Origin of the sequence: Brucella pseudogrignonensis, from assembly GCF_002252525.1 — a bacterium.
Taxonomy (GTDB): Bacteria; Pseudomonadota; Alphaproteobacteria; order Rhizobiales; family Rhizobiaceae; genus Brucella; species Brucella pseudogrignonensis.
The window spans coordinates 339,606-358,789 of the sequence record NZ_NNRM01000006.1; the positions used below are offsets into that span (position 1 = coordinate 339,606).

Sequence of the window (19,184 nt, forward strand, 5' to 3'; positions counted from 1 at the left end):
TACCCTCACTTATGCCGGATACGCGGATTGATCAGGCCGTAAAGCAGATCGACAACCAGATTCACGATCATGATGATGAAAGCGATAATCAGGAGTCCGCTCTGCACAACCGGATAGTCGCGACGCGAAATGGAATCGAGCATCCATTTGCCAATTCCGGGCCATGAGAAGATCGTCTCAGTCAGGATAGCACCCGCCATAAGCACACCGACCTGAAGGCCAATGGTGGTGATGACCGGGATCATTGCGTTACGCAACGCATGAAGACCGATAACGCGGCGAACCGGCAGGCCTTTTGCACGAGCTGTACGTACGTAGTCTTCACCCAGCACTTCCAGCATTGCCGAACGTGTCTGGCGCGCAATCACCGCAAGCGGGATCGTTGCAAGCACGATGGTCGGCAGGATGAGATGCGAAGCCGCAGAAGCGAAAGCGCCCTTCTGACCTGACAGCAGGCTGTCAATCAGCATGAAGCCCGTTACTGGCGGGAAGAAATACAGCAATGAGATACGGCCAGAAACCGGCGTCCACTGCATCATGCCCGAGAAAAAGATGATGAGCAGCAAAGCCCACCAAAAGATCGGCATCGAATAACCAACGAGCGAGATGCCCATCAGGCCCTGATCGAACCATGAACCGCGCTTCACAGCTGCGATGACACCTGCAGGAATACCAACCAGGATAGCCACGATAATCGCGCAGATTGAAAGCTCGACAGTTGCAGGGAACAGGGCGAAGAATTCCGTCAGAACCGGCTTTTTCGTGACCAGAGACTGGCCGAAGTCACCATTGAGAAGGTTCCAGACATAGTTGATATATTGCTCCCACAACGGGCGGTCAAAGCCGAGCTGAGCCAGCAGCTGTGCATGGCGCTCAGGACTGACGCCGCGTTCGCCTGCCATCAACAGCACGGGATCGCCCGGTAGAACGCGGACGAATGCGAAAGCAACGATCGTGATGCCAATGAAAGTCGGCACCAGATAGATGAGTTTGTTTAATATAAAACGAAACATACAAAAACTCCGACCGGGTGCGGAGGAAACCTCCACACCCGGCCGCTGGTGTTGTTAGATTTTACTCGGAGATATCGACATCTTCGAAGCGATAATCACCAAGCGGGCTCTGCTTGAAGCCCGTAACCTTGGCCGACATCGGCACGAATACGGTCGAGTGAGCGATGGTGTTCCATGGAGCCTGCTCCTTGAAGATCACCTGAGCTTCTTCATAAAGCTTGACGCGTTCTTCATGGTTGGTCGAGACCTTTGCCTTCTGGATCAGGTCTTCGAACGGCTGGTAGCACCACTGTGCACGGTTGTTCGAACCAACGCCGGCGCAGCCCAGAAGCGTGCCGAGGAAGTTATCCGGATCACCATTGTCACCGGTCCAGCCGAGGATGACGGCACCGTCGCGGTCCTTTTCGCCGGACTTCTTGAGGTATTCACCCCATTCCATCGAAACGATTTCAGCGCTTACGCCAACCTTGGCAAGATCGGACTGCATGAGTTCTGCAGTACGACGTGCGTTTGGCATGTAAGGACGGCTCACAGGCATTGCCCAGAGCTTCATCTTAAGATCCTTAACGCCAGCAGCTTCGAGAGCCTTCTTGGCAGCTTCCGGATCATACTTGTCGTCCTCGATCTTGTCGTTGTAGCTCCACATTGTCGGTGGGATCGGGTTCTTAGCAACCTGTCCCTGACCCTGGAACACTGCATCAACGATAGCCTGCTTGTTAACAGCCTGGTTGAGTGCCTTACGAACTTCCGGCTTGTCGTATGGAGCGACAGTCGTGTTGTAAGCGAAGTAAGCAATGTTCAGACCAGCCTGTTCGTCAACCTTGAGGTTGGAATCAGCCTGAAGGTCCTTGATGTCTGCTGGAGCAGGATAGGACATCAGGTGGCATTCGCCAGCCTTGAGCTTCTGCGCGCGGACTGCAGGATCGGTCGTGATTGCGAAAACCAGATCGTCGATCTTTGGCTTATCGCCCCAATAGTCCTTGTTAGCCTTGAAGCGAACAACGGCGTCCTTCTGGTAGGCTACGAACTGGAAAGGACCAGTGCCGACAGGAACCTGATTGAGATCGTCCTTCTTACCGTCAGCTGCGAGCTTGTCGGTATATTCCTTCGAGATGATCGAAGCGAAAGGCATCGAGATATTGGCGAGGAAAGCAGCTTCCGAACGGTTCAGAACGAACTTGACGGTGTTGTCGTCGATCTTCTGAATTTCCTTGATCAGCGAGCCCATTTCCATCGAATCGAAATATTCGTAGGAAATGCCAGCCGTATATTCGTGCCAAGGGTTTTCCTTGTTACCCATACGGTCGAAGGAAAGGATCACGTCGTCGGCGTTGAAATCACGGGTTGGCGTGAAGTAATCGCTCGAATGGAACTTTACGCCCTTACGCAGATGGAAGGTATATTCCTTACCGTCTTCCGAAACTTCCCAGCTTTCTGCCAGACCCGGTACGACTTCTGTCGTGCCGTTCTTGAACTCTGCAAGGCGGTTGTAGACCGGATGCGCCGACGCATCGAACGTGTCACCACCGGTGTAAGCTGCCGGATCAAAGCCCTCAGGCGATGCTGGCGAGCAATATACAAAGGTCTTAGCCGATGCAGCGCCGCTCATTAGAGCGACAACTGCAGTTGCCGCCAAAAGTTTCTGGTAGAATTTCATTGTAGTGCCCGCCTCCACGGAAAATAATATTGCGCGCACCCTAAGCACGCAATTGGACCTTATCGAAACGCTTGGCTTGCCACAATGCAAGCGCAATTTTTAGAATCGCGTCATATTCTCAACCGATTTTACCCAGTTTTATTAGATTTTTATTCCATGACAGCGTTGGGTTTTAGAAAATTGCGCTAAACGGCATGGAATTATAATAATCTTCGCATCTAAAATATGTGCGACAACAGCCACCTGACATCCCGTCAGAGGTGTACTGTTCGGCACATTATGCATTCGTACTCCAAACATAATTTAGCAAAAGATTGGATATTGCTACAGGCTATCACTCTTCGATAAGCAAAAATTGATCCGCTTCTATACTACAATATGCGGATGAGCTATTAACTGGATAAATTCACTCACATTTGAGCTGCGTTCCATGCCCGAAGAAAAAAGCCCTATTCGGCCCACCACGCCAGAAGCGATCCAGTTGGCCAAAGCCTTGCTGCGCACGTCCCGTTATGGCGCAATCGCAGTCCTTGATCCCAAGACGGGCAGACCGCTTGCAAGCCGAGTGGCTGTCGCCACGGACATCGACGGAACGCCGATTATTCTCATTTCGGCACTGGCAGCGCATACTCCCGGGTTAATCGCCAATCCCGCCTGCTCGCTGCTTCTTGGTGAGGCAGGAAAGGGAGATCCACTCGCCCATCCGCGCATCACCCTTCACTGTAATGCCAACAAAATTGAACGAATCTCTAGCGAGTATCCTCGTGTAAGACGGCGTTATCTCAACCATAATCCCAAGGGCGCTTTATATGTCGACCTGGGAGACTTTGCCTTTTTCCGACTGACAATTGAGTCTGCCAGCCTGAATGGCGGCTTCGGCAAGGCATTTAATCTGACCGATAACGACCTCATAAACCCGCCTGAGAGCGTCGGTGCAATCGCGGTTTCCGAACAGGACACGATTGATGACCTCAACAACAAATATGGTAACGAAATCAATCTTCACGCCGCCCGTCACAAAGACGTGGCAAAAAACTGGAAGATAACGAGTTTCGATCCCGACGGCTTCAATATGTCGAGTGGTGACCACATCATCCGCTCTGATTTTTCCGCTCGGGCCGATTCTGGTGAGAACGCAATGAAAATGCTGCAAGGCTTGTTCAAAGCCGAGCGCTGAAACAAAACCCTGCTATTTTTGGGACAAATCGATGATTTTTTGAGCTGGTTAATATAAGCAAGCCCTTTTCAATTTCTCGGTATAGTATTAATTTTGGGGTGTCTGCGGCTAATGAACCACAGGCATTTTTTTAACCGAATGCTGTCTTACGGGGGTATGACTGCAAATGACCAATGAACATAATTTTTTTGATTTAATAGAAAACGTTGATCAAGCGGCTGATTTTCTTTCAGCTCTTGCTAACAACAAAAGACTACTCATTTTGTGCAAGTTACTTCACAATGAAATGTCTGTTGGTGCTTTAGCAAAAGCAATTGATCTTAGCCAATCCGCGCTATCCCAGCACCTCGCAAAACTACGGGCACTTGACCTCGTATCGACGCGGCGTGACGCGCAAACCATATATTACATGGTATCTTCACCACACATCGAGTTGATGTTGTCTACGCTTTCAAGTCTCTATATGAGTCCTGCACCGCGTCGACGTGAGATTGCTGCGGTCGTTCACCAATAACGCACCTATATGAGGCATAAGTCGTGCGATGAAGGAACAAACCGGATCGCACGACTTTGTCGTAAGCATCTCTGATTCTGCCGATGCTCGTTTATCCCCCTACACGAACATTCGTGAAAAAGATCTTGTCGGTCGCCAGCAGCGTTTCATCGCTGAGGGAAAAGTGGTCGTTAACGTCCTGTTCTCCTCTCATGCACGCTTTCAAACAGAATCCTTGCTCGTTCTGGAAAATCGCCTGAACGGGCTTGAGGAGCAACTAAAACAGCGTCCCGATGGCGTCGCTGTCTATTCTGTGCCTCAATCTGTTATGGATGAAGTTGCAGGATTTCACGTCCATCGCGGCATTCTCGCGGTCGGACGACGCAAAACTCAGCCAACCCTTGAAGAAATGGTCGGCCAGTTACCAGAGAACGCTCTGGTTGTTGTGCTGTGTGGCATTTCCAATCACGACAATGTCGGCTCGATCTTCCGCAATGCGGCAGCATTTGAAGCGGATTGTGTTCTTATGGATGAGACCTGCTGCGATCCACTTTACCGAAAAGCCATTCGCGTTTCTGTCGGCGCCACGCTGAAAATGCCATATTTCCACGGTGCTTCTATCGAAGATATCATTGCAGCGCTGCAAGTTGCCAACTTCAACATATTGGCGCTAAGCCCTTCTTCTGAAACAAGCATCTTCAAGGCTCCGGACCATAAAAAACAGGCTTTGCTGTTAGGTACGGAAGGCGAAGGTTTGCCCCCTCACCTATTACAGCGATTAGCAACAGCACGCATACCGATGTCCAAAGAGTTCGATAGCCTCAACGTGGCAACGGCGTCGGGCATAGCATTATCCCGCTTCAGTCGTTTCGATTAAAAATAACTGTTCAAATGAAAAAGCCTCCGAACAATGTCGGAGGCTTTTGATTTTATAGCATTTCCAGCAAAAGTGCGAAGCGATTTTGCGTCGGATAATGCGTAAAAACAAACAGTTACAGCGGTTCCAACGATTCTTTCTTAACTGGACCGCTGTAAACGCATATGTCGCGCTCTAAGCTGCAGATACCTTTGAGGTATTGGCAACCAGACGACGCAGCATTTCTTCTGCCTGCGGTTCACGTTCGGAGCGACCGATGAAACCGCCGCCAAACACACGCGCAGTGTTCGAATCATCTGAATAGAGAACGCACGCCTGTCCGGGTGCGATACCGCTTTCGCCGTCGACCAGCTCCACCCAGGTCTTGCCATCTGCATGATGCAGAACAGCTGGACGTGGCGGACGCGTCGAGCGAACCTTTGCGAAGACTTCAATACCGCCCTTTGGCAGCGCGTCCAGCGCGCCATCGCCGAGCCAGTTAACATCGCGCAGGAAAACCTTATGGGTTTCAAGGGCTTCACGCGGGCCAACAATCACACGCGTATTGGCAGCATCGAGATGCACCACATAAAGCGGCTCACCGGTTGCAACACCAATTCCGCGGCGCTGGCCGACCGTATAATGAACAATGCCATCATGGCGACCGAGCACGCGACCGTCGATATGAACGATATCGCCCGGCGTTGCCGCTTCAGGCTTCAGCTTGGAAATGATGTCGGAATATTTGCCCTGCGGAACAAAGCAGATGTCCTGGCTATCCTGCTTCTTGGCAACAGTCAGGCCCATTTCTTCGGCGATTTCGCGAACCTGTGCCTTTGGCAGATGGCCCAGCGGGAAACGCAGATAATCGATCTGGTCCTGCGTGGTCGCAAACAGGAAGTAGCTCTGATCACGGTCCGAATCGACCGGACGGAACATCGCACGATGGTCGCCATTCTGACTGCTGCGGATATAGTGGCCGGTTGCCAGCGCATCGGCACCAAGTTCACGCGCAGTCTGCAGAAGATCGGCAAACTTTACAGTCTGATTGCAGGATACGCATGGAATCGGCGTTTCACCGCTCACATAGGAATTTGCAAATGGATCGATCACGGCTTCACGAAAGCGTGCTTCATAATCCAATACATAATGAGGAATGCCGAGGCTTTCCGAAACGCGGCGGGCATCTTCAATGTCCTGGCCAGCGCAGCAAGAACCGGCGCGATGCACTGCCGCACCATGATCGTAAAGCTGCAGCGTTACGCCAACAACATCATAGCCTTCACGTTTGAGAATGCCTGCCACAACAGAGGAATCGACGCCGCCCGACATGGCGACGACAACGCGCGTGTCTTCCGGCTTTCCCGGTAGATCGAGGCTGTTCAGGCTCATGATTATTTCCAGCTTCCGGGCAAATGCCCTGCTTTTAAAAGTTTAGGTTTGCGCCCTATATAGGTCACACAACGGGTACTTGCCAAGATGTCGCAGCAAAAACAGTGGCCGTTTTGCGGCATTGCAACCACAAATTCCCGTGAGACTTTTTATCAAATGCCTGCCAAGACAGGTTTTTTTATGACTTTCTTTCGAAATAAGTCATTTTTTTGCAAGTGTTACCAGAGAGTTACCGCCTGTTTAGGTAATTCTTAAAGCTGTGGCGTTAGTCTCGGTCTCGATTAGGTCCTTGAGTGTTGTGTAGAGAGTACAATGACCGATCTGACAAGACCGCGTATAAAATATGTTATCGGTCCTGATGGCAGTCCACTGACCATCGCGGACCTCCCGCCCGCCACTACAAGGCGCTGGGTCATTCGCCGTAAGGCTGAAGTTGTCGCCGCTGTACGCGGTGGGCTTCTCAGCCTTGAGGAAGCATGTCAGCGTTATACCTTGACGGTGGAGGAATTTCTTGGCTGGCAGTCCTCGATCGATGAGCATGGTCTCGCCGGTCTCAGGACCACACGTATCCAGCAGTATAGACACTAAAAATCTGCCGGTTTCTCCGGAAAAGGCAGATACGCAAATTAAGCCCCGGCCGGTTAACCCGGCCGGGGTTTTTCTTTGGCCGTTCATCACTATATCAATGAGAACTGAAACCCTCATGGGGAGAGCAGAATGGCCGAAAATATTCAGATCCAGAAAGCCGACAGCACCGATAGCGGTCGTTACTTTGCCAATATCGATGGCGACGAAGCGGAGATGACTTATACAAAGCTCGGGCCTGCACTCATCTCCATCGATCACACCTTCGTGCCCGATTCCATGCGTGGCAAAGGTGTAGCGCAGGCCTTAGCGCTAAATGCTGTCGAAGACGCCCGTAAAACCGGCTGGAAAATCATCCCACGCTGCAGTTTCATGCAGGCGCAGGTCAAGCGCCATCCAGATTGGTCAGACGTTATAGCCAGTGATTGATATCAGCGCAGATCGCGGATGCGACTGGCAAGGCTCTTTGGGCTGGCATTTTTGCCCTTGCCAACTGAACCTTCAGCGTCAAGCACCTTATGGATAGGCGAGTTTTCGCCTTCCTTCTCTGCGGTAGCTGCAACCATGCGCGCGGCCAAGGCTGCCATCTCTTCGCGAAGCGCCGCATTTTCTTTTGAGAATTCTGCGGGTTGCTCTGTTTCGGCGTTTGATGCCGAACCCTTGCGGGTAAAGCGCTCCAGCTTTTCCTGAGCGTCGGAGAAATCGGTAATCAGCTTGTCGAGTTTGGCCTGCAATTCAGTATTGCGGCGCTTCTCGCTCTTTAACTCAGTCTGTGCTGTCGTCAATTGCGTCGAAACCTCATTATAGCGGGCAGATGCATCTTTACGTTCCCGACGCATTTCGCTCATCTCATTCATCAGACGACCATGTTCGGTCTCTTTGGCACTCATTTCGATACGTAGCGTATCGGCCAGTTCTTCGAGAGATGAAAGATGTTTCTGCAGCCGCTCAACCTCGGCCTCAACAATTTCTGCTTTTTCAGCAGCAGTGTCGCGTTCCGATATCGTTTCTGCGACCTGCTTTGCACGTTCCGCCAGCGTCTCTTTTAGCTGTGCGATATCATTTTCCAATGAAGCGAAACGCTTGAGTTCATCATTCTGCTTGCCGAGCTCGATCAGCTGGCCGGATGATTTATCACGTTCAAGCTTGAGCTGCTGTGCAAGCTTGCTGGCCACCACCGCATGTTCGGCTCTCAGGCCATCACGATCCGCTCTGATTTCAGCAAGCGTTATCGGCAGTTCGGCTTGAACCTGCCGACGCGCCAGAAAGAAAGCGCGGCGCCAAACCGAAGGGCCAAGCAGAACCACGACGAAAACCGCCACGAGAACGCCAAGTATGAAAATGAGCGCAGACTGGATCACGGCTTTGTCACTAAACGGGAAAATGGACCAGCCAAAAGACTTGGCTGGTTGTTATTCATAATGGAGCGGCGTTCCGCTTTCCAGCTCGAACGCCAGTCCAAATCAGAATGGGTTCCAGGTCGGAGCCGCAGAAAGCTTCAGATAACCAATATTGACGCCAAGGCGGGCACCAACGCCCGTACGAATTGGCACCAGCATGATATTCTGACGCTTTAGCACGTTGAAGCCCGCTCCGGCGATCACATAAGCAGAACCTGCAACGCCGGCATAACGCCCATAAAGGCTCTGAATATCGTCGAGATTATAGACGAGCATCATGACGCGCGAGCCTTGCCCGCCAAAATCCCAGCCGAGCGACGGACCCTGCCAGAACGTGCGATGATCGCCAGCATTCTTGGTGTAGAGCGTACCTTCGCCATAGGTGAGACCACCTATGAAGGCACCAGAGCCCTCTTCACCCAGAATATAGCCATTGGGAAGTCCGAAGCTCTGGAACGCCTTTTCGACTGCGCTGGCGATACCGCCAGATGTCGAACCGAAGAACCGGTGTCCGGATTCAACAACTTCCTCGGCCGAATATGTGTTGCTGCTCTGTGCCTGCGCTTTGTGCGGCACGGCGGTGATGGAGATCAGAAAGGCCGCAAAGAACGCTACAATATACGCCGCGTTGCGGAACCTGATCTGCGACAGGGACGGTATGGCCATCTATAATTCCTTTTGCCTACCAGCTTCTCTGTCTGACGGCCCTGTTAAAAGCCTGGCAGCGCTTCTTGCGAGCACTTTGCCGAATCGCGCGTAGTTTAACCGCGAATTTATTGTCTAAATCTTTAAGCGCCGAAATTGGCTTTAGAATGGCGGCAAAAAACAGCTTTGTTGCGGCAAATGGATGTCGCGTGTATCCAGATTCCCAAGGTTCCCGGTGGTGATTCGTCGGGATTTATGCTCATCAACTGATTGCCGCCTGACATTCGATTACAAAGTCGATTCGCAGAGCCGGTTCGCGCCTGGAGAAAACACCATGCCATTGCCCGTTACCCTGTCCGCACTCGATCTTGGTGCGCTTCTGTGCAGCCGGATCTGTCATGACATCATCTCGCCGGTTGGCGCCATTAACAATGGTCTCGAACTGCTCGAAGAAGGTGGCGCGGACGAAGACGCAATGGCGCTCATCAAGTCGAGCGCTCGCAATGCTTCGGCCCGTCTTCAGTTTGCCCGCATCGCGTTCGGTGCAGCCGGTTCCGCAGGCGTACAGATCGATACCGGCGATGCGCAGCATGTCGCAACCGAATATTTCAAGAATGAAAAGCCGGAACTGACCTGGGAAGGCGCCCGCGTTCTGCTGCCAAAGAACAAGGTCAAGCTTTTGCTCAACCTGCTTCTGATCAGCAATGCAGCCATTCCACGCGGCGGTTCGCTGGCTGTTCGCCTCGAAAATGGCGACACCAATCCACGTTTTGTCATCACCGCCAAAGGTCGGATGCTGCGCGTACCGCCAAAGTTCCTCGAACTGCATTCAGGCGCAGAGCCGGAAGAGCCAATCGACGCCCATTCGGTTCAGCCATACTACACACTGCTTCTGGCTGAAGATGCAGGCATGACCATTTCCATCCATGCGACTGCCGAAGACATCGTCTTCGCCGCAGAATAAGAAGCATTTCTTTAAGCAAAAGGCGCAGGGTAAAACCTGCGCCTTTTTTGTTTGCGGCCTCATATAAGAAAAGGCCCCGCTTACGCGGAGCCTTATTCAATCAGGTATTTCCAGCAGAACTGCTAAGCGCTTTAAAAACGCTTATGCGCTTTCACGCAGTTCTGTGCCATCTGGCTCGCGCAGCACATAGCCGCGACCCCAAACGGTTTCGATGTAGCTCTGGCTGCCGGAAACGGCATCAAGCTTCTTGCGCAGCTTGCAGATAAACACGTCGATGATCTTCAGCTCAGGCTCGTCCATGCCGCCATAAAGGTGGTTGAGGAACATTTCCTTGGTGAGCGTCGTGCCCTTGCGGAGCGAAAGAAGCTCGAGCATCTGATATTCTTTGCCGGTCAGGTGAACGCGCTGACCACCAACCTCAACCGTCTTGGCGTCGAGGTTAACAATCAGGTCGCCAGTGGTGATGACCGACTGGGCGTGGCCCTTGGAACGACGAACAATCGCATGAATACGGGCGATCAGCTCGTCCTTGTGGAACGGCTTCGTCATGTAGTCGTCTGCACCGAAGCCCAGACCGCGAACCTTGTCCTCAATGCCAGCCATGCCGGAGAGGATAAGGATTGGCGTCTTGACCTTCGAAAGGCGCAAGGTACGCAGAACTTCATAACCGGACATGTCCGGCAAGTTCAGGTCCAGCAAGATGATGTCGTAATCATAAAGCTTGCCGAGATCGATGCCTTCTTCACCCAGATCGGTGGTGTAGACATTGAAGCTCTCGGACTTCAGCATCAATTCAATGCTCTGTGCGATAGCACTGTCGTCTTCAATCAAAAGGACGCGCATATCTTATCCCCTTTCCGCCGCTGATCAGTTTTCCCTCACGGCAGCTGACGGAACTGTCGTTGCCTTAGCATGAAGGTGCCTGCAAATGGTTAACAAAATATGATTCCGGTTGGCAAGTACAATTCTTTCCAGTTTAGAAAAAACTCTTATCCAACTGAATCATATGTAATTATTCGACTCATTAGACCCTTATGAATCACATTAAGAAAACTTCCTAAGTGATTCATTTGACTCTAGCTTTCACCTGTTACTCAAAAACCACACCAGATTTACCGAGCCTTAATTCCTAACGCGTATGATTAACGTTGCCGGTAAAGGAATGGTTACCAAAAGGGCGAAATCTTAACTTTTTGTTTCGCTTATTGAGGCTGTTCTTAAAATTGGTGGCAGAGCTGAAGCCCTTAAAAGCCAGGCATTGCAACGGATTTCACGGCATATTGTGGGAAAACCGCCCGCATATATGCCTGTTAATAAAGTCGGGGGGAACGCCCCAACGTTAAGAGAGCTGGTTGGTGTTCAAGGAGTATTGCGTATGAAGCCACGTGAAAGCCTCGTCAGGCTGAAATTGTTCCAGGTGAAGGAAAAGCGCCGTCAGCTGGGCCAACTTGACTTGATGATCGGCGAGTTCGAGCGGATGGCCGGAGAACTCGACGCCCAGATTCTATCGGAAGAAAAGAAGGCAGGCATCACTGACATCAATCATTTTGCCTATCCGACCTTCGCAAAGGCAGCGCGCCAGCGGCGCGATAACCTGTTTGGTTCGATTCGCGATCTGATGCAGCAGAAGGAAGGCGCCGAGGCCGAACTGGTTGTGGCTGAGGCTGACCTTGCGAAAGCCGAAGCACTGGAAGAGCGCGACGGCGTAAAAGCCCCGCGTGATGTAGTGGAACGCCCGGTCAATCAGCGCCGCGCGATGATCGGCTAAGATTACGAACTGCGAAGTCTCTGGATTTCGGAAAAATGAGGCGCGGCTTCTGCGGGGGAGCCGTGCCTTTCGTGTTTTTAGCCTTGGGGGCGCTAGAGCGCCATGCGCCCTTCCGGGCTCACAAAGGCGCTCTAAAGCGTGAGCAGATAGTCCTCGAAGCGCTGCCCCTTCTGATGCCGAAACACCCGACCGGCAGTTTCAACATTACTGATGCGGTCGAGACGGAAATTCCGGAAATCGTTACGACTTTCACACCAACCTGTCAGCAGCCAGACCGCATCGAACATCGTTAAACCAAGTGGCCTTACAATACGCTCTGTGATGTTGTCTTTCAGATCAAGATATTCGAGCGTAACAACCACGCGATCACGAACCGCACGCCGTAGAAATGAAAGATGCAGGTTCGCCTTGCTGTGTTCCTCGGTCAGTTTCGACACAGCCCTCAACGGCAGGTTCTTGTAACGATCCCCCGCCCCAGCCTGCATGGTTGAACTGATTTTTCCTGAAACGCGCTGCGCTGCGGCACCAAGATCGCCATCACCTCTGGCCATAACAAGCCTCACACCGAGCATAATGGCTTCCAGCTCATCCGCATCGAAGTGAAGCGGCGGCAAAAAGTAACCTTTCTCAAGCTGATAACCCAACCCGGCTTCACCTCTGACCGGCGCGCCCATTGCAACCAGCGTCGCCATATCGCGATAGATCGTGCGCGGTGACACTTCCAGCATATCGGCAAGCACCTCCGCCGAAACGGGTGTGGAAGCCGAACGAAGTCTATCGAGCAGAGAAAAGAGCCGCAGTGTTTTCATGCGCCAAGCCTATAGCACACCCCTGACAGGAACTGTCAGGGACTCCGTGTATGTGCAGCACACCAAATACACAGGAGCTTTTCTTGAACACGCCATACTTCGAAATTGTAACATATAAGGTCAACGACATAGCGAGCGCAGATAAGGAGCGCGAAAACGCACGCGAACAAATCTGTGCTCTTCCTGGCTTCATCTCTTGGGTGCCATTTAGCGGCATAACGCATGCGGGAGATCGTGTTGATCTCGTTTCCTGGTCCACGCTGGATGATGCGCTGGCTGCAGCATCGCTCGTTGGCACCGCACCAGAATTTGCCGCCTTTAGAGAAACGCTAAAAGAAATGGTATCGATAGGCCATTACCAAGCCCAGGCAGAGCCGCAGCAGCCGGTAACATCAGGCAACGGCATAGAACTCGGGCGCTTCCGATTGAAAGCCGGCGTGGATGAACAAGCCATGCGAGACGCCTATACCGCGATGGTGAGCAACCACCTCTCGCATCAGTCGGGCTGGCTTGCACAGCATCTCGTAAAACTCGCTGATGGGACATTTGTCGATCTGGCCTTCGCCGATAATCAGACCACCGCCACCGAAATTTGTGCAAGCTGGCAAGGCAATGCAGATTGCGATGCATTCCTGTCGCTGATTGATCCCGTCAGCATGGAATTCGGCACCATCGTTTGATGGCACGAACCGCGTGAGTTTCTTCTCGCGCATATATGCCTTTGGGGGAAAAACGCGTTTGCATTCTCACCTTCGCTAGTTGTAGGGAAGAAGCGCGATGCAAAAACCCGTCCCCCCCGGGCAAGAAAAGGCCCGCAATACGTTCACGTTCAGCAATACACCGAAGCCAGTCCAGTGGGGCGTGCTGCTGATCGCCTCTGCCTTGCTGATCTTCCTCGGAGAAATGCTGGGATTACCCGCAGCTTTGCTGCTTGGCGCGATGCTGGGCGCCATCTTTCTCGCGTCTCGTGAGAGCACGATCAAGGTTCACAAGAATTTCTCCCTGCTCGCACAGGCAATCGTCGGCCTGTTGATCGCCCGTGCCATGACCGCTGAATTCTTCAGCAATATGGGACAACATCTGCCGATCATCCTGTTTTCGACGGGCTTCACGCTGCTCGCCAGCACCACAATAGGCTATCTTCTGGCACGCTTTCGCGTTTTGCCCGGAACAACCGCCGTCTGGGGTGTCTCGCCGGGGGCTGCGACAGCAATCGTGCTCATGGCTGAATCCTTTGGGTCTGACGCACGCCTTATCGCCTTCATGCAATATTTGCGCGTAGTGCTGGTGGCAACCACTGCATCGCTTGTTGTCATGTTCACGGCCGATGTCGAAACAGTCGCTCCAGCGGCCGTAGAATGGTTTCCGACAATAAACTGGCATACGCTTGGCCCGACCCTCGCATTGATCGTCTGCGGCGCCTTTCTGGGCCAAATATCACGCATTCCAACCGGAGCGATGCTCGTACCGCTGGCGCTCGGTGCCTTGTTGCAGGATTTCGGCCTTATGGTCATTGATCTGCCGCCATGGCTGCTGGCTGCGAGCTATATATTCATCGGCTGGCGCATTGGCCTTGGCTTTACCCGCGCGATCATTGCACACGCTGCCCGCGCCTTTCCGGCTGTGCTCGCATCAGCGCTTATTCTGATTGCCGTTTGTGGCCTGTTCGGCATGACACTCGGCCATGTGCTGGACCTAGATCCACTCACCGCTTACCTCGCCACCAGCCCCGGCGGCGCAGATACCGTGGCCATTATCGCAGCATCGAGCAATGTCGATCTGCCATTCATCATCGCCATGCAAACCAGCCGCTTTTTCATCGTGCTGCTTGCTGGTCCGGCAATTGCCCGCTTCGTCGCCTCACGTATCGCGAAACGGCAATAATATAAAGAAAGCCCGACTTTCGCCGGGCTTTTCTCAATCACTGGTAAATCAGGCTTACTTGCCGTGGAAACCACGGATCGCGCCGATGATCTTGTCCTGATCTTCTTCCGAAAGGTAAGGATGCATCGGCAGGCTGAGAATGCGCGCAGGCAGCGCTTCCGAAACAGGCAGACCGCCGGGTGCAATCGGATAATGCTTGTATGCCGTCTGCAGATGCAAAGGCTTCACATAGTAGATGACCGATGGAACGCCGGCTGCCTGAAGATGTGCCTTCAGACCATCGCGGTTTTCGCTTTCAATCGAATACTGTGCCCAGGCCGAACGATTGCCAGCAGGCAGACCCGGAACCTTGACCACATCCTTGAGCAGCTCATTGTAGCGCTTGGCAATACGGTCGCGCGCTTCCATTTCGTCTTCAAGGATCGCCAGCTTTTCCAAAAGAATAGCTGCCTGGATGGTGTCGAGACGCGAGTTGAGACCGATGCGAACATTGTCATACTGCGTTTCGCCCTTGCCGTGAAACAGAACGGAACGCAGCGTGTCGGCCAGTTCGGCATCGTTGGTGAACATTGCACCGCCGTCGCCATAGCAGCCGAGCGGCTTGGCAGGGTAAAAGCTCGTTGCACCGACATGGCCGAAAGCACCGCACATGACGTTGTCGCGCTTGCCGCCAATCGACTGAGCCGCGTCTTCGATCACAAACAGGTTTTCGCGATCAGCAACTGCGGTGATGCGGTTGTAATCGGCAGCAAGACCAAACAGATCGACAGGAATGATTGCCTTTGGCTCAAGACGACCTTCCTTGCGGACAGCAGCAATGGCAGCTTCAAGCTGTTCGATATTCATGTTGTAGGTGTCGGCATCGACATCGACGAAAACCGGCTCTGCACCAACAAGCGCAACAACTTCAGCAGTCGCTGCAAACGTGAACGACGGAACGAAAACTGCATGGCCCGGGCCGATGCCGCGCGCCATCAAAGGCATCTGCAAGGCGTCGGTGCCGTTGGCGCAGGCGATCACATGCTCCACGCCCAGATATTCACCGAGCTTCTTTTCGAACTCAGCCACTTCAGGACCGAGAATGTAACGGCCTTCCGCAACAACCTTGGAAACGGCGGCATTAAGACGGTCTTCGATACGCGCGCGTTGCGCTCCAAGATCAATGAACTGCATGTTGGCTCCAATTTATCTGGTTTACTGAGAATGCTCAGCGAATCCACGACAATTCTCTTATTCCTTCGCGCCCCGCCCTGCCATGGGTGGAGCGTTCAAAGTTTTGCTATTCCCGTAACACCGCTTGACAGAAATTTCCGTCAAGTGCGTGTTATCTGGAATGACTGACCGATCCTTCGGTCAGAATGCGCAATACGTTGATTGCTTCCTGCCCATCAGTGCGCGGATTTTCGCGCGTTTCGATGCAGTGCAGGAAATGCTGCAACTCGCGTGTCAGCGGCATTCCTTCTTCGACGGGGATATAGATCGGATCGACCGATTTGAAAGCCCACTGATCATTCTCACGCCATACTTCGTGCTTGTAGAATGCAAGCTTGCGATCCCAGGGCTCGGCATCGTCAAAGACAAGCATACCCTTGGTTCCCGTCACACTCAGGCGGCGCTCACGATAGGAGTTCATTCGGGAAGCGAAGAGATGGCCGCGAATGCCGCTCGGGAATTCGAGATGCACATGCGCAAAATCGCTGATCTTGTCGATGATCGCCGTGCCTTCTCCGCGAACAGCTGACGGCTCTTCGCCAGTGATGGCGAGGATCATCGAAAGGTCGTGCGGAGCAAGATCCCAAAGCGCATCGAACTTGTCGTGGAATTTTCCGAAACCGACGCGGTGCGAATGCACATAGCGAATATCGCCGAGCTCTCCGCCCTTCACCATTTCGAGCAGCTTCTCAAATGCCGGATGGAAGCGCAGAATATGCCCGACCATGAACACGCGACCATTTTCGCGTGCAGCCGCAACTTCTGCTTCCGCATCGGCAACTTCCAGCGCGATAGGCTTTTCAACCAGAACGTCTTTGCCGTTTTTCACTGCTTCAATCGCATATTGCGCATGAAACTGCGCAGGCAGCGCCAAAACGATGCCATCAATATCGGGATGGGAGAAGAGTTCATCGACCGGAATGTTGGGAACACCGAACTCAGAAGCGAATCGTTCCGCATTCTGTGGATTGGCGTCAGAAACACCCTGAAGGACACCGAGCCCCTTCAAGGTACGAATATGGTTGCCGCCCCAATAGCCACAACCCAAAACCGCAATACGAGGTGCCATAAAACTAAGCCTTTGCTTTCCGCTAGTTACTTATCTACGCAAAACGTGGAAAACAAGACGAAAGCTATGCGAAGAGTGCTTGACAGGGTCCCGTTCCCCACATATACCGCCGCCATTCCTTGCGAAATCATTCGTTCAAAACACTGGAAACGGTGGTGAACAGAGTTCGCAGAAAACGTGGCGGAGTAGCTCAGTAGGTTAGAGCAGAGGAATCATAATCCTTGTGTCGGCGGTTCGAATCCGTCCTCCGCTACCATCACTTCAAAGTGAAGTAACTTTCTCCCGACAAAACAAATTGATTTCCTAAAGCTACAACTGCTTTGCGCAGGTCGCTGCTTGTTTCAGGCCGATATCGTCACGCAGTTTATGGTATTGCGGCGGAAAAGCGCCGTAAGTCATAAGCTGTGCGGAATATCCATTCCCAGTCAACAAATCGACAAAACGGCGCTGCAAAACAAATGGCGCAACGCGATCCCTCGGATTTCCAATCACAATAATCTTCAGCTGCGGATTTCGTACGAATCCACGGATATGTTCCATCGGATCATAGGGCGTAGGCAGTCCCGTTGTGTCACGTCCGGGCCGTTGCTTCAGCCCGGATTCAGCACGCAACATCTGCGCACGTTCCAGAAGGCCGAATGCACCCGACGTCAACACCGCACAAGATACATCATTGCGCCCAAGTGTGAGCAAAGCTGCAGCCGCAGTTGCACCGCCGCTATGCCCCATCAGCACAAACTGCTGGATGTTGTATCGCTGTTTGATTGCATCCAGCGCAGAATTCAGCGCCAGGAATTCGGGCGCCTGTCGTCTCCGCAAGTGGTTGCCGGTTGAACCGAAAGTTCCGGGCCGCTCCAGCACGATGACAGGAACATCGATCACCTGCGCTGTTCGTTCCGCGCGGCCTTTCTGCGCTTTCACCGTATTGTCGGGAATATCTGCCGGCTTGCGTTTCACCCAGCCAACGGTATCGCCGCGCAGCAGAACAATGACCACCGGCGCATCCTTGATGGTGCCGCCTGAGAAAAAGCGGATACAATCCTGCCCGCCTGCATATTCCGCCCAGACTGCATCATCTGTTTTCTGGCAGGTCGCAAAATCAGGCTTGAGGCTCCACTGCAGCAGCTCGGCTCTGGCACCATCGATGGTTAAGATAATCAGCATCAGGCCCAGCGAAATCACCCATTCACAGCTGAACCGGCGACTTTCGCGAACCATTTTCCACATGGCGCCACCTGGTCCCTACCGTTCTCGCAACGCTTCGCTTGCCCTGTTGAGCGGTTTGATCAGGTAATCAAAGACTGTCTTGCTACCAGTATGAATATCCACCGTCGCAACCATGCCTGGAACGATGGGAAAGCGTTCTCCATGCTTGTTTAAAAGCGCATCTGTCTCGGTCTTGATGAATACGCGATAATAATAATTTTCAGGCTTCGCTTCATCCTTGATTGTGTCGGCCGAGATGCTGACAACCTTGCCTTCCAATCCGCCATAAATCGCATAATCATATGCGGTCACCTTGACGGTCGCACGCTGATCCGGGTGAATATAAGCAATATCCCGCGGCGAGATACGCGTCTCGATCAGCAGCTGTTCATCAAGCGGCACAATAATCATCAGTTTGCCATTCGGAGGCACCACACCACCAATGGTCGAGACTTCGATATTCTTGACGATGCCGCGCACCGGCGAACGCAACGTCAGACGCGCAAGCGCATCGGATCGTCCGCGAATAACCGATGAAAGCGATTCCACCTCGGCATTTGCCTTTGCAAGCTCCTCACGCGCCTGAACGATATAATCCGATTTGATCTCAGTTTCCTTGAGTTGCAACTCAACCAGCTGCCGTTTCAGGCGGATCACTTCCACATTACTGGCAGCACCCATTTTGCTTAGTGACTGGCTGATATTGAGTTCGTCTTGCACAAGCTTTTTGGATTCGGTGATCCATTCAAGCGAATCCTGCAGGCTGCGTGTACGCGCATCGAAAAGTCGTGTTTCTGCAGCCACCAGCATCGGAAACGCATCAAGCTCCGGCGAAAATTGCAGCTCAGTCTGGCTGACTTCAGCAGTTAGCCGCGCAGAACTTGCCAAAGCCGCACGATATTTGGCGGCACTTTCCTGCACGCTTGATTCTGTAACGGTTGGGTCGAGCTGCGCCAGAATCTGCCCCGGCTCCACCACATCATCCTGTCGCACCATGAGCTTGGCGACAACACCGCCCTCGAGTGACTGAATGACCTGTTCCTGCGAGGTCGGC

20 protein-coding genes and 1 tRNA gene are annotated in these 19,184 nt (G+C 52.8%); 10 read left to right on the plus strand and 11 right to left on the minus strand.

Annotation, left to right across the window (positions count from 1 at the left end; genetic code table 11):
* Positions 1–5: 5 nt before the first annotated feature.
* Positions 6–1,013: an ABC transporter permease subunit gene (locus CEV34_RS02980; protein WP_007876101.1), complete on the minus strand. Its 1,008-nt coding sequence runs from the start codon at positions 1,011–1,013 to the stop codon at positions 6–8.
* Between the two features lie 61 nt (positions 1,014–1,074).
* Entirely contained in the window at positions 1,075–2,670 is a 1,596-nt protein-coding gene (locus CEV34_RS02985; protein WP_007876103.1) for an ABC transporter substrate-binding protein, read from the minus strand.
* Positions 2,671–3,100: 430 nt separating this feature from the next.
* On the opposite strand from CEV34_RS02985, the gene CEV34_RS02990 reads away from it, so the two are divergent.
* The 3 genes from CEV34_RS02990 to CEV34_RS03000 all read left to right on the plus strand — a co-directional run bounded on the left by CEV34_RS02990 (position 3,101) and on the right by CEV34_RS03000 (position 5,217).
* Positions 3,101–3,847 carry a HugZ family pyridoxamine 5'-phosphate oxidase gene (locus CEV34_RS02990; protein ID WP_007876106.1) on the plus strand — a complete coding sequence of 249 codons (747 nt, stop codon included), beginning with the start codon at positions 3,101–3,103 and terminating at the stop codon, positions 3,845–3,847.
* A 166-nt stretch (positions 3,848–4,013) separates the two neighbouring features.
* Positions 4,014–4,361 carry an ArsR/SmtB family transcription factor gene (locus CEV34_RS02995; RefSeq protein ID WP_007876108.1) on the plus strand — a complete coding sequence of 116 codons (348 nt, stop codon included), beginning with the start codon at positions 4,014–4,016 and terminating at the stop codon, positions 4,359–4,361.
* A gap of 28 nt (positions 4,362–4,389) precedes the next feature.
* Positions 4,390–5,217 carry a TrmH family RNA methyltransferase gene (locus CEV34_RS03000; protein WP_007876110.1) on the plus strand — a complete coding sequence of 276 codons (828 nt, stop codon included), beginning with the start codon at positions 4,390–4,392 and terminating at the stop codon, positions 5,215–5,217.
* 174 nt (positions 5,218–5,391) lie between these two features.
* On the opposite strand, the gene mnmA is transcribed toward CEV34_RS03000, so the two are convergent.
* A complete protein-coding gene (mnmA, locus tag CEV34_RS03005; RefSeq protein WP_007876111.1) occupies positions 5,392–6,588 on the minus strand; it encodes a tRNA 2-thiouridine(34) synthase MnmA in 1,197 nt (398 codons plus the stop codon).
* 312 nt (positions 6,589–6,900) lie between these two features.
* On the opposite strand from mnmA, the gene sciP reads away from it, so the two are divergent.
* Both sciP and CEV34_RS03015 read left to right on the plus strand, forming a co-directional pair.
* Positions 6,901–7,176, plus strand: coding sequence for a CtrA inhibitor SciP (sciP, locus tag CEV34_RS03010; protein ID WP_007876112.1), 276 nt, complete (start codon positions 6,901–6,903; stop codon positions 7,174–7,176).
* A gap of 129 nt (positions 7,177–7,305) precedes the next feature.
* Entirely contained in the window at positions 7,306–7,602 is a 297-nt protein-coding gene (locus CEV34_RS03015; RefSeq protein WP_007876113.1) for a GNAT family N-acetyltransferase, read from the plus strand.
* A gap of 2 nt (positions 7,603–7,604) precedes the next feature.
* Here the strand turns inward: CEV34_RS03015 and CEV34_RS03020 are convergent, their stop codons facing one another.
* On the minus strand, positions 7,605–8,510 hold the full coding sequence (locus tag CEV34_RS03020) for a coiled-coil domain-containing protein (protein WP_171380218.1): 906 nt from the start codon (positions 8,508–8,510) through the stop codon (positions 7,605–7,607).
* 126 nt (positions 8,511–8,636) lie between these two features.
* On the minus strand, positions 8,637–9,239 hold the full coding sequence (locus tag CEV34_RS03025; protein ID WP_007876115.1) for a DUF1134 domain-containing protein: 603 nt from the start codon (positions 9,237–9,239) through the stop codon (positions 8,637–8,639).
* Between the two features lie 313 nt (positions 9,240–9,552).
* On the opposite strand from CEV34_RS03025, the gene chpT reads away from it, so the two are divergent.
* Positions 9,553–10,182, plus strand: coding sequence for a histidine phosphotransferase ChpT (gene chpT / locus CEV34_RS03030; protein ID WP_007876116.1), 630 nt, complete (start codon positions 9,553–9,555; stop codon positions 10,180–10,182).
* Between the two features lie 141 nt (positions 10,183–10,323).
* Here chpT and ctrA read toward each other — a convergent pair whose 3' ends face one another.
* Positions 10,324–11,025, minus strand: coding sequence for a response regulator transcription factor CtrA (gene ctrA, locus CEV34_RS03035; protein WP_007876117.1), 702 nt, complete (start codon positions 11,023–11,025; stop codon positions 10,324–10,326).
* A 532-nt stretch (positions 11,026–11,557) separates the two neighbouring features.
* Here ctrA and CEV34_RS03040 point away from each other — a divergent pair.
* Positions 11,558–11,950, plus strand: a complete 393-nt coding sequence (locus tag CEV34_RS03040; protein WP_007876119.1) for a hypothetical protein — start codon at positions 11,558–11,560, stop codon at positions 11,948–11,950.
* A gap of 131 nt (positions 11,951–12,081) precedes the next feature.
* Here CEV34_RS03040 and CEV34_RS03045 read toward each other — a convergent pair whose 3' ends face one another.
* A complete protein-coding gene (locus CEV34_RS03045; RefSeq protein WP_007876121.1) occupies positions 12,082–12,759 on the minus strand; it encodes a helix-turn-helix transcriptional regulator in 678 nt (225 codons plus the stop codon).
* A gap of 83 nt (positions 12,760–12,842) precedes the next feature.
* On the opposite strand from CEV34_RS03045, the gene CEV34_RS03050 reads away from it, so the two are divergent.
* Together CEV34_RS03050 and CEV34_RS03055 are read left to right on the plus strand one after the other, a co-directional pair.
* Positions 12,843–13,439 (plus strand): hypothetical protein, encoded by a 597-nt coding sequence (locus CEV34_RS03050; protein WP_039860037.1) that lies wholly within the window; start codon positions 12,843–12,845, stop codon positions 13,437–13,439.
* Positions 13,440–13,536: 97 nt separating this feature from the next.
* On the plus strand, positions 13,537–14,643 hold the full coding sequence (locus tag CEV34_RS03055) for an AbrB family transcriptional regulator (RefSeq protein ID WP_007876125.1): 1,107 nt from the start codon (positions 13,537–13,539) through the stop codon (positions 14,641–14,643).
* Positions 14,644–14,697: 54 nt separating this feature from the next.
* Here the strand turns inward: CEV34_RS03055 and CEV34_RS03060 are convergent, their stop codons facing one another.
* Both CEV34_RS03060 and CEV34_RS03065 read right to left on the minus strand, forming a co-directional pair.
* Positions 14,698–15,816 carry a DegT/DnrJ/EryC1/StrS family aminotransferase gene (locus tag CEV34_RS03060; protein WP_007876128.1) on the minus strand — a complete coding sequence of 373 codons (1,119 nt, stop codon included), beginning with the start codon at positions 15,814–15,816 and terminating at the stop codon, positions 14,698–14,700.
* 151 nt (positions 15,817–15,967) lie between these two features.
* Positions 15,968–16,924: a Gfo/Idh/MocA family protein gene (locus CEV34_RS03065; RefSeq protein ID WP_007876130.1), complete on the minus strand. Its 957-nt coding sequence runs from the start codon at positions 16,922–16,924 to the stop codon at positions 15,968–15,970.
* 179 nt (positions 16,925–17,103) lie between these two features.
* Here CEV34_RS03065 and CEV34_RS03070 point away from each other — a divergent pair.
* Positions 17,104–17,180: transfer RNA gene (locus CEV34_RS03070), tRNA-Met, on the plus strand.
* A 53-nt stretch (positions 17,181–17,233) separates the two neighbouring features.
* On the opposite strand, the gene CEV34_RS03075 is transcribed toward CEV34_RS03070, so the two are convergent.
* Both CEV34_RS03075 and CEV34_RS03080 read right to left on the minus strand, forming a co-directional pair.
* Positions 17,234–18,151, minus strand: coding sequence for an alpha/beta fold hydrolase (locus tag CEV34_RS03075; protein ID WP_007876143.1), 918 nt, complete (start codon positions 18,149–18,151; stop codon positions 17,234–17,236).
* 15 nt (positions 18,152–18,166) lie between these two features.
* Positions 18,167–19,184: HlyD family type I secretion periplasmic adaptor subunit (locus CEV34_RS03080; RefSeq protein WP_094543192.1), on the minus strand; the 1,018-nt coding region annotated here is incomplete at its 5' end.